Below are 12,937 nucleotides of genomic sequence, written 5' to 3'. Positions count from 1 at the left end.
CGAGGTGCCTCCCCTTCTCGTGTCTTCAGGAGTTTCCGGCCGACGAGGAACGCCCGTGCCCCGCATTGCGGGTGATGTGCTCGACGAGTGGCTGCGTCCGGTACTCGATCGGCGTGGTGAGCGCGAGCGTCGTGGTGGTGTGCGCGACGCCCTCGATGGCGTGGAGCCGTTCGAGGACCAACAGGAGGTCCTCCTGGGACTGCGCCGCCATCCGGATCAGGAGATCCTCCCGGCCCGTTGTCGCGTGGACTTCCAATACCTCTGGGAATCGGCCTAATTGGGCGATCACATGCCCCATCTGTGCCTGGACGAGCTCGGCGCCGATGAACGCCTGCAGCGGCACACCCAGCTTCGGCAGGTCGACGACCGGTCGGTATCCGGTGACGGCACCGGACTCCTCGAGTTTTCTGAGGCGCGACTGCACGGTGTTGCGGGCGATGCCGAGCTTCGCCGACAGGTCGACGATTCCTGCCCGGGGGTTGTGCGTGAGCTCTCCGAGGAGAGCTGCGTCGAGCCGGTCGAGACTGAACACGATGACACCCTTTCCGTTGTGATGCGCGTCACCACTCGAGCATAATGCTCAGCCGAACAGAAAGATATTGACACTTCACGAGCCAGTGCCATGATTGCTACATCAAATGCTCACGCAAACACTGCTTGCTGCAACGTAATGCGCGCGAAGTGAGCGACATGCCTACCCCTCGCCCGGACCGGGCGTGGCGGGCGCCGCAATCACCCCGAGGAGCACACAATGCCCGGAGTCGGCATCTGGCGGACCAAATCCGTCGAACAGTCGATCGCGGATACCGATGAACCCGGTTCGCGGCTACGACGAGAACTGACCGCCAAGGATCTGACCGTGTTCGGCGTCGCCGTCGTGGTCGGAGCCGGAATCTTCACCCTCACCGCCCGCACCGCCGGCAATCTCGCCGGACCGTCCATCTCGCTGGCGTTCGTCCTCGCCGCGATCGCGTGCGGTCTCGCCGCACTGTGTTACGCGGAGTTCGCCTCTGCGGTACCGGTCGCCGGCAGCGCCTACACCTTCTCCTACGCCACCTTCGGTGAGTTCGTCGCCTGGATCATCGGATGGGACCTGATCCTCGAGTTCGCCCTCGCCTCCGCGGTCGTCGCCAAGGGATGGTCGATGTATCTCGGGGGCATGTTCGGCGGGAACGCGTCGATCGACCTCGGACCGATCACGGTCGACTGGGGGTCGCTGCTCATCGTCGGCGCCATCACGATCATCCTCGCGATCGGCACCAAGGTCTCGTCGCGGGTCTCCGCCGTCGTCACCGCCATCAAGGTCGCGGTGGTCCTGCTCGTCATCGTCGTCGGCATCTTCTACATCGACAAGTCCAACTACTCGCCGTACGTCCCGCAGGCCGAAGAGGCGGAGAGCGCCGCATCCGGTCTGCATCAGTCGCTGTTCTCGGCGCTCACCGGCGCGGGCGGCAGCACCTACGGCTGGTACGGCCTCCTCGCCGCAGCGAGCCTGGTCTTCTTCGCCTTCATCGGCTTCGACGTCGTCGCCACCACCGCCGAGGAGACCAAGAACCCCCAGAAGGCCCTGCCCCGCGGCATCTTCGGTTCGCTGGCGATCGTCACCGTCCTCTACGTCGGCGTCACGCTCGTGCTCACCGGCATGGTGAAGTACACCGACCTGCGCACCGGCAGCGAGCTGGTCGGTGACGGCAGTGCCACGCTGGCCACGGCCTTCGAGGCACACGGCATCACCTGGGCGCAGATGGCCATCAATATCGGTGGCCTCGCCGGCCTCACCACCGTCGTGATGGTGATGATGCTCGGCCAGACCCGCGTGCTGTTCGCGATGTCCCGCGACGGACTCGTCACCCGCAAGCTCGCCGTCACGAACCACAAGGGTGTGCCCGTGCGCATCACCCTGATGGTCGGTGGTGTCGTGGCCGTCCTCGCCGCGGTGTTCCCGATGGGTGTGCTCGAGGAGATGGTCAACATCGGCACGCTGTTCGCCTTCGTCCTGGTCTGCGTCGGCGTGATGGTGCTCCGCCGTACCCGCCCCGACCTGCCCCGTGGATTCCGGGTGCCGCTCGTGCCGCTGGTCCCGATCCTCGCGGTCCTCGCCTGCGGCTGGCTCATGCTCAACCTCTCGGTCGAGACGTGGATCCGCTTCACCGTCTGGATGGTCCTGGGAGTGGCGATCTACTTCGTCTACGGTCGCCGCAAGTCGGTGCTCGGACAACGCCTGAAGCTCGAGGCCGCGCAGCAGGAAGCCGCGAAGCACGAAGCGAGGGAACCTGAACCGGTATAGATCCGTCGTCCACGAGCCCGCCCGCACCGAATCGGTGTGGGCGGGGCTCGTGTGTTCCGGCGGTTCCGGGTACCCGACCGGAAGGAAAGCGGACACCGTCCGATCGTGACGCCGGAAGAGGAGGAGATGGCGCCGCAGTGCGCCCACTGTCACTGCCGCATCCTCGGGCACGGCGTGGAGTCGGCGGATGCCGTCTTCTGCTGCGCGCATTGTGCTCGTCAGGCCGGGCACGCCGAGCTGGCGGATCGTGCCTGACGGAAGAGTGCGAAGCGCGCGAAAGCGGCAGAACGGACTCTGCGAGTTGATCTTTCGGTGAACTGGAGAAAGACCTATGCACGCGAGTGAGCAGATTGCTCTATGCTGTGAACAGCGCCGCAGAGACGAAGGTCACAAGGGTTACCCGGCGTTTCGTCCGAACGGAGGACGAATCGGACATCGGGACCTGATTACCATCGATCTGCCCCTGTCGTCGGGGAGGCCGACAGGGAAGGGCCCCCGCCAGCGATTCGAGGGGAGGAGCCGGCGGGGGCCTCGCGCTGTATCTCCTGTGTCGGGGAGGACTCTAGGGAGACACGGCCACCTACGCCGTGGCCGCTTTGGAGCTTAGGTGACAGCTGGGCACTCGTCCAGAGTCGATACTGAAACGAGACCTGAGAATTTTCTCGGGGTCGAACCGAGACGTTCATCCTGCTTTGCGGCGGATGGGGCCCGTTTCGACGTCGCTTTCCGCCGGAAAGACGGGGGTCGGCATGGCTCTGGACAGGTCGGGATGCCTGCGGTACGACGCCGGTCGCTGCGAACGCCGCCGCCGCCGACGGTTCCGCGTCGTCCAGAAACCCCAGGCTGCGATGCACACGCCCACTCCCGAGAGCAGGTCGGCCTCGGTCAGTCCGTGATTCGGCGTCACCGAGTACAGCACACGACCCTCGAGAGGTCCGTTCATCAGCACCCAGAGCCCGGAGGCCACGAACGCGGCCGAGCTCGACAGCAGGTGGGGGCGCGAGAGGCACCACGTCGACGCGGCGAACAACGAACACATCGCGACGAGCGAGTAGAACACGGCGTTCTGCACGGTCGACTCCTCTCGCTCCTGCCGGATATCGATCAACTGTACTGGCGGAGGAGCCGGACCTACCGAGTCGCAAGTCGTGACCCTCGCAACAGGAGCATCAGCTCAGGCGTTGCAGGGTGACGGTCGTCAGAGCAAGCACCTGATCGTCGGCTCCGGCGTCCGGAGGTTCACAACACACGGGTGAGGCTCACAACCCTGATGGTCGACCATGGGCGTTGTGAGCCTATTCGGGTCTCGGTATCTCCGCGAACGAGTCACGCTGCTGAACCATCCACACCGGAGCGATGAAGATGCCTTCCGCTTCCACGCAGATCCCCTCCGAGTCGGCGATGTGCCCCACGACGAACGCCTTACGTCCCTCGACGCGGTCGAGTTTCGCCTCCACGCGCAGAGCGCCGAGGGGAGTGCGCTTGCGGTAGCGGATGGCGAGCGTGCCCGTCATCCCTGGATATCCCGAGATGCGCGCGGCGTCGCCGAGGATCTGGTCGAGCAGCAGTGCGGAGACCCCGCCGTGCACGTGCCCGGCCGGCCCCTCGTAGACGGGACCGAGGTGGATGTCCGTCCACACGCGTCCGTCGTCGTCCTCGTGGATGCCGCCGATCGGGGCGATTGCGTTGCGCAAGCCTATTGCGGCGTTTCCCCAGTTACGGAATCGGCCCGAATCGTTGAACCGGGTGCCGTACGGGCCGTCCTCCCGGTCGCGTTCGAGGATCTCGCGCGCGGCTGCGAGATGTTCCCGCGCCCGCGCGACGTCGTCGGCATCCACACGCGTCTGCAGTGCGAGTTGGATCAGCTCGCGCACGTCTCCGGTGAGCGGACCGTAGGTGGCCCTCTGCTGATCGATTTCCTCGTCGGACAATCCGTCGTTGACGTAGAGCTCGAGGATGGAATCGGTCATCAGGGTTCTCCGGATCGTGAGCGTGGTGAAAGAAAGTAGTCGACCGCGCGCACTGTGGACGAGTCAAGTTCTGCTGCCGCTGTACGGGATCGCCGCAAGATCCGCCAGACGGACCGCTCTGTACGAAAATGTGTGAGCCACCGCATGGGGGGAATCGATGAGAGAACCCCGTCGGCTCAACGAGGGGAGGGGCCGACGGGGTCCGTCCGTGCCGAGTCGAAAAGGGGAGGAGACGCGGCACGGTTTGTTGCGAGGAGCAACAACGTCTCTACGCTATCGACGATTGTGTCACCTGCCAACCTCACCGATGGGTGATCGGCGGGGTGAAATTCGCCCGGTCTGCACCTCTGGCGAGCGGCGTAATACGAGCGTACCGTTCGCTTCTGCGTGCGCGGGTATGCGCCGGACAGGAGTCGGTGGTCGTGGCCGTAACCATCCGCAAGGGCCGTGACAGCATCACCAAGCGAGTGCTGCTGGGAAGGCCGCTGCGAAGCGACACGCTCGGCCACACGCTGTTGCCGAAACGGATAGCCCTGCCGGTCTTCGCGTCCGACGCTCTGTCGTCCGTCGCCTATGCGCCGGAGGAGATCTTCCTCGTGTTGTCGGTGGCGGGCCTGTCCGCCTACGCATTCTCCGGGTGGATCGGTCTCGCGGTCGCCGTCGTCCTCGTCGTAGTGGTCGCGAGCTACCGGCAGAACGTGCATGCCTATCCGTCGGGGGGCGGCGACTACGAGGTGGCGACGAAGAACCTCGGTGCGATCGCCGGCCTGACGGTGGGCAGCGCGCTGATCGTCGACTACGTGCTGACGGTCGCCGTGTCGATCTCGTCGGCCGCCCAGAACATCGGGTCGGCCGTCCCCTTCGTCGAACACCACAAAGTGCTGTTCGCCATCACCGCGATCACACTCCTCACCGCGGTCAATCTGCGCGGACTCCGCGAAGCCGGAACAGCTTTCGCCGTGCCCACCTATGCCTTCATGTTCTGTGTCGGGGTGATGCTCGTCTGGGGCTTCGTGCGTCTCGTCGTGTCCGACGTCCCTCTGCGCGCCGAGTCGTCGCACTACGAACTCGCCGCCGAACAATCCCACCTGGCCGGGCTGGCCTTCGCCTTCCTCCTCGCCCGCGCGTTCTCGTCGGGATGTGCGGCCCTGACGGGAGTGGAGGCCATCAGCAACGGGGTGCCGGCCTTCCGGAAACCGAAATCGCACAACGCTGCCACCACCCTGCTCCTGCTGGGCGCCATCGCGATCACGCTGCTGATGGGCATCATCGTCCTCGCCGAGCGACTGGGGGTCGTCGTCGCCGCAGATCCCGCGACACAATTGAGCGGGGCACCGGCCGACTATCACCAGAAGACACTGATCGCGCAGGTCGCCGAGACGGTCTTCACCGGTTTCCCGCTCGGTTTCTACCTCGTCACCGCCGTGACCGCGTTGATCCTCGTCCTCGCCGCGAATACGGCATTCAACGGGTTCCCGGTTCTCGCGTCGGTACTCGCGCAGGACAAACACCTGCCGACCCAGCTGCGCACCCGGGGCGATCGGCTCGCGTTCAGCAACGGCATCGTCTTCCTGGCTCTCGGAGCGATCGTGCTGGTATGGGCGTTCGACGCCGAGGTCACCCATCTCATCCAGCTCTACATCGTCGGAGTGTTCGTCTCCTTCACGTTGAGCCAGACCGGAATGGTTCGTCACTGGACGCGGCTGTTGGCCACCGAAACCGACTCGCGTCACCGCCGGAGAATGCAGCGTTCGCGCGTCGTCAACGGTGTGGGTCTGGCGATGACGGGGACCGTCCTGATCATCGTGCTCATCACGAAATTCCTCGCCGGCGCGTGGATCGCGATCCTCGCCATGGTGATCGTCTTCGTGACGATGCGGGCCGTCAACCACCACTACCGACGTGTGGCGGCCGAACTCGACGCCGGCAAATGGGACGGTCTGCTGCCCAGCCGCACGTATTCGATCGTGCTCGTGGCCAAGCTGCACCACCCGACACGTCGCGCGCTCGCGTACGCCTCGGCCACCCACCCCGACACCCTCGAAGCGATCACCGTCGACGTCGACGAGGAGGACACCCGCGCTCTCGTGCGCGAATGGGAAGCCAGCGACATCACGATTCCGTTGAAGGTGCTGGAGTCGCCGTACCGGGAGATCACGCGACCGGTACTCGACTACGTCAGGCGGGTGCGCGGCAACTCGCCGCGCGACGTGGTCACCGTCTTCATCCCCGAATACGTCGTGGGGCACTGGTGGGAGAATCTGCTCCACAATCAGAGCGCGCTGCGACTCAAGAGTCGTCTGCTGTTCCAGCCCGGGGTGATGGTGACGAGTGTGCCGTGGCGGTTGCACTCTTCGGATTCGAGTTAGACGAGCGCGGAGTCCGGTTCTCGATCAGGCTCGCGATGTCTGCACCGGCTCGCAGCAACATTTCGGACTGCACTGCGATGGTGTGCAGGCGCTCGTGGAGTGCGTCCCTAGCAGTATCGGTGTCATTGTCGGTTCCGATCGCTGCCATCACCGCCCGGACCGCCGGGATGCGGTAGCCACCCGCGCGTAGTGCGGCAACGATCCGCGCATCCCGCGCCGCGGCGGGGGAGTAGCTCCGCGCAGCGTTACGGTCGATCCGTTCGGGCGCGACCAATCCCTCCTTCTCCCAGAACCTCAGGGTGGACGATCGCACTCCGATGGCGTTCGCCAGCTCGGTGATGCTCATGGCGTCGCCGGGTAGTGGAGGCGCGTCGTGGGCGGCCTCGTCGACGATGGTGTCGAGTGCGCGGAGCGCGGTGAGACTCTCGGCGCGTGCCCGCGCGAGCCCACTGTGGAGTTCGACGACACGGGCGAGTGCCTCGTCGTAGGGGAGGACCTGCACATCGTGCATGACCCTGCGCGCCTCGACGGGACCCACCGCGACAGCCAGTGCGCGGTACGCGCGCAGGGCCGTGACGTGTTCGGGACCGAATCTGCGATAGCTGTTGGGCATTCGTACGGCGGAAGGAATCACTCCGAGGCGTTCGAGATCGCGCACCTGCTGCACGGAGTATCCGGTGGCTGCGGCCAGGCGCCCCGTCGTCATCGTGTGCTCCACTGCTCGAACCCTCCATAAGCACTTCAAGGTGACACTCGAAGTATGACCATGGAACAGATCCTCGCGCAGATCAGAAGCTTCAGCGGTGTCCTCGAGCTCGCACCACAGGATGGGAGTGGGCTCCCCGAGATTTCGTGGGGCGACCATTTCTTCTACTACGCCCCGGACGGCGAGATCCCGCACAAGCGGCAGCCCTACGCGACGATCGTGACGAAGAACTATCCGAACGATGGGGATTCACGCCTCGACGAGCCGGGCCGATGGCGCATGAACGTGCATGCGGGGACGCAGCTGTTCACCGAGTTGCTCGGCTACCCACCCCGGTCCGTCGACCCCTCGACGATCGACTTCGCCGAGGCCGACGTCTTCATCCCTCATCCGCTCTACGGCTCACTGGGATGGGTCGCGGTCGTCGAACCCGGCGAGCGGACCACGCCGCGTCTGCTCGAAGTGCTGCGCGACGCCCACCTGGCCGATCGGCGCCGACTCGAATGCAGGAGCGCGCTACGCGACACGGAGTGATCGTGCGAAAAAGCTTCTGCTGTCACCTATCCCTGTTGTGAGCACTCTCGAAGAACGACATCACGGTGACGACTCCGATGCCGACGTACCCGCTCTTCGGGATGTAGACGAAGACGCGGCCACGGCGCGCGGCACCATCGCTCCGACCACGGGTTCGTCTAGGTCGCGCACCGAATACCAGGGCTGGGTGTAGCCCATGAACTCGACGATCGGACGGATTACACGCGGCTCGGTTGGAGCACGTCGCGGAGCACGGCGGCGAAAGCTTCAGGATCGCCGGGCATACCCTCTGAGGCACCCATGAAGCCACCGTGATCGCCGGGGAACAGCGTCGGAGTTGTGCCGAGCCGGTCGGCGAGCGCTGCCGCGGCGCGGCCGCACAGCTGGCGTACCGACTCGCGACCACCTGCGACGACGATGCGCGTGGACGCGTTCGCGAGAGCGTCGAGATCGGGGTGGTAGCCCGTGCACGACATCCAGTTCTGGTCCAGCAGCACGTCGTCGCGGGTCCCGTCGTCCTCGCTGGGCAGTCCGAAGTCGGACGGGCTCGGAGCGGGCCGGTCGAGATAGTCGGAGGTCAGTTCACCTTCGTAGCCGACCAGGGCGATGAACTTCGCCATGGCCGGTCCGAGGCCGCTGCGCTGATAGGTGTCGCGGATGTCGTCGCGCACCGCCTCGGCCCCGATGCGATCGGGCAGCAGCTCGACGATCGGCGGTTCGTGCGCGACCAGCGTGCGCACCTGCTCGGGATGGCGCGAGACGAGTTCGAGCGCGTTGACCGCGCCGCCGCTGCTGGCGAAGACGTCGACGGGACCGAGATCGAGTTCGACGAGGATCCGGTGCAGGTCGTCGGCGTGCAGAGCGGGAGTGGACTGCATCGACGTGTCGGTGCGCGTGCCACGACCCGTGCCGCGCGGGTCGTAGGTGATCACCGTCCGGTCGTCGAAGAAGGAGGCGAGGCTCGTGAAGCCGCTCGCGTCCATCGGGGATCCGGCGAGCAGCAGCGAGGTGGCGTCGCCGGGGACGGTGCGGACGTCGTAGACGAGAGTCGCGCCAGGGACGTCGATCGAGTGGGTGACGAATTCGGGCATGTCGGCTCCTTCTGGGGTCGGTGACCATACCGACCCGCGCCGCCCGAGAAATTCATCGCACATACGACCGCGTCCGCACCCATGACGGATGCGGACGCGGTGTGCGCTGGCTCAGTGGGCGATGCCCGGTTTCGCAGGCAGTCCGCCGAGGAGCGCAAGAGATCCGAAGTGCATATATGTTCCTCCTGTCGTTCGGTTATCCGGACTGCGTCCGCACCGGGACGCTGACCGAGGAGTACCCGCCGCCTCGGTGCGAAACACTGCCGCGGACCGAAAATTCACTTCGTTATGCTTTCGTGCCCTCGGGGGGTTTTCGCGCGGTCGGACCCGGCCGGGTCTGCGACTCGCTCGGCCGCAGCGGACCGTGGCCGTGGGCGCATTGCACGACCGCTTCGACCGAAGCGCCACAGTCGCGGTGTTCGATGAGCAGTGACGGGCCGTCGGGATCTGCACAGTATTTGTCCCCCCACTGGAGCAGGGCGATGACCGGAACTACCGAGGCTCGTCCGACGATCGAGGACTACGGGCAGAAGCCGCCGAGCCGATTCGTCGAGGCGAGCGGCTTCGTCGTCGAGGAAGCCACTTCCTGCGTTCGACGACGGGATGCCGCGCGTCGGTCACGGCAGAACCGTTGCAGCAGGGGAGGACTCAGCAACTGTGGCTGGTGATCATCACCGACACCACGACCGGCAAGGTCCTCGCTCGCGGTCAGCTGCGACTGCAGAACGTTCCGTTGCCGGAGTAGTTGTTTACGCGCATCGGTGTCGGGAACCGGAGATGGCGCAGCGCGAGAAGGACGAACTCGAGAAGAAGATGTCCGAAAAGTGTGACGAGGAAACAGTTTTCCGGACTCCGGAAGTGGATCCGTCCGAATGGACCGAACCGCGCCCGCACGCAGGGGGTGGTGCGGGCGCGGAGTCGATCGGTCCGGCTGTCAGAGAATGATGCCGAGAGCGGCGAGCAGTCCACCGAGGGTCAGTGCGAGAGATCCGAGCAGCATAGGAATACCTCCATGTCGTTGTGGATGGGCACGCCCGCGAACGGGCGCGGGAAGTGAATGGATCCGCAAGATCAATTCACTTCCGTCCCATACTTCGCGAAGGCCTCAAAGCCTGTTACCTGCCGTCACTAGTTGTTATATTTCTGTGATAAAAGTGTCCGATTAGACCGAAATGCCCTTTGATCATGGGCGTTTCAGGACTTGGGATTCACGGCGTTCTGGGACTTTCCGCGTTCGATCACCGCAGCCCGTCGCTCGGCGACCCGCGACGGCGAGAACTCCCGCATCCACTCTTCCGAGGTCTGCTGCTCCACCCGTAGGGCCGGTTCGACGACATGCTCCTCGGCCCGGCGGTACGACGCGAGCAACGCCCGCATACCGGATTGGTCGTTGCCGGCGATCGTCCGCGCGACCTCCACGGCCGTGCCGAGCAGTTCGTCATGCGCGACGACCTGCGTCACCAGACCCGCACGCAGCGCCTCCTCGGCACCCACGAAGTTGCCGGACAGGCTCATGCGACGCGCGAAGCCCGGACCCACCGCCGCGGGCAGGCGCTGGGTGAGTCCCCAACCCGGCAGGACGCCGACTCGCGCGTGGGTGTCGGGGAAGCGGGCGCGCTCGGACGCGATGAGGAAGTCGCACGCGAGTGCCATTTCGAGACCACCGGTGATGGCGGCGCCGTTCACCGCGCCGAGCTCAGCGCATTCCGCGCCTCCGGGCGGTTGAAGGTGAGAATGCGGACGGAATCGCGCTGCTCGACGAGCAGGATTTCTTCGGAAGTCATGGGCCCGACAGTATCCGTAACTTCGGTGGATCCGACCTCGCTCAGCGGGGCTGAATCCACTGAACTTGTGCCTGCGTACGTTCCCCGATCCAGGAGCGCATCGAGTCGACGCTCTCCTGCAGCGCCTCGGCAGTGAGGCCGTCGGAGGTCGGCACCGACGCCGCCACCGCGTCGAGCACCTCGAGTGCCAGACCGTTGCCGTAGATCTGTTCGGACAGCTCCTGATACACCCGGTGGTAGATCTCCGTGAAGGCGTCGGAGTCGAGGAAACGGGTCTTCAAGGTATTGCCGCCGCCTGGTCCGCGACTCTCGCCTCCAGGCATTCCAGGTGGCATGGCCTGAGGCATCCCCTCCGGTGGCGCGGCGCCCACCATGCCCTGCGGGCGACCGCCCTGTCCCATGCCGCCCATCATGGAGATGGAGTCGTCCGGGCCGGCGGAAGTATCACCCTGCATGGCCATGTTCAGATCCCACGAGACCACCGAGAGCTTCTTCGTGTCGAGGTCGTACCAGAGGTAGTAGTTCTGACCGGGTCCGGCCATGTCGTCGAAGTTGACGAGCAGGTTCTGTGTGGCGACGTACCGAGCGAAGGACTCGACGTCGACCCAGTCGGCGAGGTGCGCGTCGAACTCTGCGTCGTCGGCCGAGTCCATCCACTTCAGGAAGCTGATGATGGGTTGCAGCGTCCCGGAGTCGGCGGCATTGATCTCCTCGAACTGGTCGGCGTAGTCCGACTGGTCGTCGCCGACGTACTCGAACCGCGACGACGCATCGGCCTTGTAGAGATAGCCGGGGGAGTCGAACAGCGAGTTGGCGTACTGCTCATCGGGATGCTCGAGCACCAGTCGTGTCGCGGTGGCGCTGTCGTTGACCGAGTACACCGTGTACGCGTACCGCTGGGTCGGTTGATCGGTCTCGGCGGTGAGCGACAACGCCATCGCCTCGTTGATCACCGGCGAGCCGGGCCGCACCGACAGTTCTGTCATGCCCTGATACGCGCGACCGTCGACGTACTCGTCGAAACGGATCAGCAAGGGCAACGAGGTCGGATCCTCCGGATCCACCTGAACCGTGCCCTCCATCCCGGGCGGGCCTTGCGCCTGATCGAAACCCTCGCCCTGCAGGCCGCGCAGCGTCGAGTTGCCCTTCAGGCGCACACCCACGTCGTCGATGCGGGTGCCGTCGATGACCACATCGGCGACCACCCACTCCTTGTCGCCGTCCTTCTCGTATGCGGAGATCATGTCGTCGTACTCGGCGTCGCCGACCTCGAGCGACAACTCGTGTGTGACGGAGGTGTCGAACAGATCGACTGTGCCGGAGACGTTCTCGGTGATCTCCGAGGAGATGATCGTCGGGTCGCCTGTGATGTAGGGCCGCACGCGTGTCGCTCCGAAGGCCGTGGCCACGATCGCGACGAACGCGATGAACGCCACCGGCAGTTTCCAGTGCCGCCGCAGCGAGGTCGGTATCCGGTGCCGCAGACGGCGCCGCGGGGTGGGTGCAGTCATCACAGGTCGGTCTGGTCGTATCCGGTCAAGACGCTCACCCGCTGGCCGGCATTGACGGCGCTCAGTGCCGCGATCAGGTCGTTCGAGCTCGTGCCCTTCTTCAGCTGCGCCGTGTAGTACAGCTCCACCAGAGCGCCGGCGCGGACGGATTCGGTGGACACCAACTCGTATTCACTGCAGTGCTTGATGAGAATGTCCTCGACGGTGCTGGTGTAGGCAGGCTCCGGCGGCACCTGCACCTTGACCACCTGACGCTGCACGTCGAGCGTGAACCAGTTGAACTTGTTCATGATCAGCAGTACGAGGCAGATCGCGACGGTCGCTGCGATGGCGAGCACGTAGAAGCGGGTACCGGTGGTCATGCCGATGGCCATCACCAGGAAGATGAACCCGACATCGCGAGTTTCTTTGATGGCGTTGCGGAATCGCACCACCGAGAGCGCGCCGACGAGAGCGAACGCCCGGGCGATGTTCGATCCGACCACCAGCATGATGAGCGCGATGACCATACCGACCAGCACCAGCGTCTGCACGTAGGACTGGCTGTAGGAGACGTTCTTGTGCGTGTAGCGGTAGACCCACGCAATGACGCTCGACAGCACGAACGACAACGCCAGCGACACCACGATGTCGAAGGTCGTGAACGTGCCACTGAGATCTTGGAAATCGAAGTTCATATCCGTCC

At 65.1% G+C, this 12,937-nt stretch carries 12 protein-coding genes and 2 pseudogenes; 6 read left to right on the top strand and 8 right to left on the bottom strand.

The annotated features are described in order from the left end of the window. Positions 1–25: 25 nt before the first annotated feature. Positions 26–532 (bottom strand): Lrp/AsnC family transcriptional regulator, encoded by a 507-nt coding sequence (locus QR64_RS09135; protein ID WP_039584966.1) that lies wholly within the window; start codon positions 530–532, stop codon positions 26–28. Between the two features lie 219 nt (positions 533–751). Here QR64_RS09135 and QR64_RS09130 point away from each other — a divergent pair, with 219 nt between their 5' ends. Together QR64_RS09130 and QR64_RS27015 are read left to right on the top strand one after the other, a co-directional pair. Next, positions 752–2,287, top strand: coding sequence for an amino acid permease (locus QR64_RS09130; RefSeq protein ID WP_039584965.1), 1,536 nt, complete (start codon positions 752–754; stop codon positions 2,285–2,287). Positions 2,288–2,392: 105 nt separating this feature from the next. Beyond that, positions 2,393–2,542: a hypothetical protein gene (locus QR64_RS27015; protein WP_006553103.1), complete on the top strand. Its 150-nt coding sequence runs from the start codon at positions 2,393–2,395 to the stop codon at positions 2,540–2,542. Positions 2,543–2,969: 427 nt separating this feature from the next. On the opposite strand, the gene QR64_RS09120 is transcribed toward QR64_RS27015, so the two are convergent. After that, positions 2,970–3,359: a hypothetical protein gene (locus QR64_RS09120; RefSeq protein WP_039584963.1), complete on the bottom strand. Its 390-nt coding sequence runs from the start codon at positions 3,357–3,359 to the stop codon at positions 2,970–2,972. Between the two features lie 223 nt (positions 3,360–3,582). Then, positions 3,583–4,257 carry a PaaI family thioesterase gene (locus tag QR64_RS09115; protein WP_039584961.1) on the bottom strand — a complete coding sequence of 225 codons (675 nt, stop codon included), beginning with the start codon at positions 4,255–4,257 and terminating at the stop codon, positions 3,583–3,585. 422 nt (positions 4,258–4,679) lie between these two features. Here QR64_RS09115 and QR64_RS09110 point away from each other — a divergent pair, with 422 nt between their 5' ends. Further along, on the top strand, positions 4,680–6,626 hold the full coding sequence (locus tag QR64_RS09110; protein WP_039585063.1) for an APC family permease: 1,947 nt from the start codon (positions 4,680–4,682) through the stop codon (positions 6,624–6,626). Here QR64_RS09110 and QR64_RS09105 read toward each other — a convergent pair. Next, the gene (locus QR64_RS09105; RefSeq protein ID WP_039585062.1) at positions 6,547–7,332 is read right to left on the bottom strand and encodes a MerR family transcriptional regulator; all 786 of its coding nucleotides are present in this window, start codon (positions 7,330–7,332) and stop codon (positions 6,547–6,549) included. The genes QR64_RS09110 and QR64_RS09105 overlap by 80 nt on opposite strands. A gap of 54 nt (positions 7,333–7,386) precedes the next feature. Between QR64_RS09105 and QR64_RS09100 the strand changes: the two genes are divergently transcribed. Further along, positions 7,387–7,866: a DUF6194 family protein gene (locus QR64_RS09100; protein WP_039584959.1), complete on the top strand. Its 480-nt coding sequence runs from the start codon at positions 7,387–7,389 to the stop codon at positions 7,864–7,866. A 218-nt stretch (positions 7,867–8,084) separates the two neighbouring features. Here the strand turns inward: QR64_RS09100 and QR64_RS09095 are convergent, their stop codons facing one another. Continuing rightward, positions 8,085–8,957: an alpha/beta fold hydrolase gene (locus QR64_RS09095; protein WP_039584958.1), complete on the bottom strand. Its 873-nt coding sequence runs from the start codon at positions 8,955–8,957 to the stop codon at positions 8,085–8,087. A 583-nt stretch (positions 8,958–9,540) separates the two neighbouring features. Between QR64_RS09095 and QR64_RS27155 the strand changes: the two are divergent. Beyond that, positions 9,541–9,702: pseudogene (locus tag QR64_RS27155) on the top strand (PaaI family thioesterase); the annotation flags it as partial. Positions 9,703–9,734: 32 nt separating this feature from the next. Beyond that, positions 9,735–9,902, top strand: coding sequence for a hypothetical protein (locus QR64_RS27700; RefSeq protein WP_019290960.1), 168 nt, complete (start codon positions 9,735–9,737; stop codon positions 9,900–9,902). A gap of 249 nt (positions 9,903–10,151) precedes the next feature. Here the strand turns inward: QR64_RS27700 and QR64_RS09085 are convergent. The 3 genes and pseudogenes from QR64_RS09085 to QR64_RS09075 all read right to left on the bottom strand — a co-directional run. Next, positions 10,152–10,652, bottom strand: a pseudogene (locus QR64_RS09085) (enoyl-CoA hydratase-related protein); the annotation flags it as partial. A gap of 130 nt (positions 10,653–10,782) precedes the next feature. Continuing rightward, entirely contained in the window at positions 10,783–12,252 is a 1,470-nt protein-coding gene (locus QR64_RS09080; protein WP_084222312.1) for a CotH kinase family protein, read from the bottom strand. Continuing rightward, the gene (locus QR64_RS09075; protein WP_006553093.1) at positions 12,252–12,929 is read right to left on the bottom strand and encodes a DUF4956 domain-containing protein; all 678 of its coding nucleotides are present in this window, start codon (positions 12,927–12,929) and stop codon (positions 12,252–12,254) included. Before QR64_RS09075 ends, QR64_RS09080 begins: the two co-directional genes overlap by 1 nt. Between the last annotated feature and the right edge of the window lie 8 nt (positions 12,930–12,937).

This window comes from Rhodococcus sp. Chr-9 (assembly GCF_000801125.1).
Classification (GTDB): domain Bacteria; phylum Actinomycetota; class Actinomycetes; order Mycobacteriales; family Mycobacteriaceae; genus Rhodococcus; species Rhodococcus pyridinivorans.
The sequence above is the reverse complement of the archived record's forward strand: the minus strand, read 5'-3'. Positions and strand labels throughout refer to the sequence as shown.

Bases quoted from the DNA above. Each gene is read 5' to 3' on its own strand.
- QR64_RS09100 (WP_039584959.1), top strand. From the start codon at position 7,387: ATGACCATGGAACAGATCCTCGCGCAGATCAGAAGCTTCAGCGGTGTC.
- QR64_RS09080 (WP_084222312.1), bottom strand. From the start codon at position 12,252: ATGACTGCACCCACCCCGCGGCGCCGTCTGCGGCACCGGATACCGACC.
- QR64_RS09115 (WP_039584961.1), bottom strand. From the start codon at position 4,257: ATGACCGATTCCATCCTCGAGCTCTACGTCAACGACGGATTGTCCGAC.
- QR64_RS09105 (WP_039585062.1), bottom strand. From the start codon at position 7,332: ATGACGACGGGGCGCCTGGCCGCAGCCACCGGATACTCCGTGCAGCAG.
- QR64_RS09130 (WP_039584965.1), top strand. From the start codon at position 752: ATGCCCGGAGTCGGCATCTGGCGGACCAAATCCGTCGAACAGTCGATC.
- QR64_RS09095 (WP_039584958.1), bottom strand. From the start codon at position 8,957: ATGCCCGAATTCGTCACCCACTCGATCGACGTCCCTGGCGCGACTCTC.
- QR64_RS09075 (WP_006553093.1), bottom strand. From the start codon at position 12,929: ATGAACTTCGATTTCCAAGATCTCAGTGGCACGTTCACGACCTTCGAC.
- QR64_RS27700 (WP_019290960.1), top strand. From the start codon at position 9,735: ATGGCGCAGCGCGAGAAGGACGAACTCGAGAAGAAGATGTCCGAAAAG.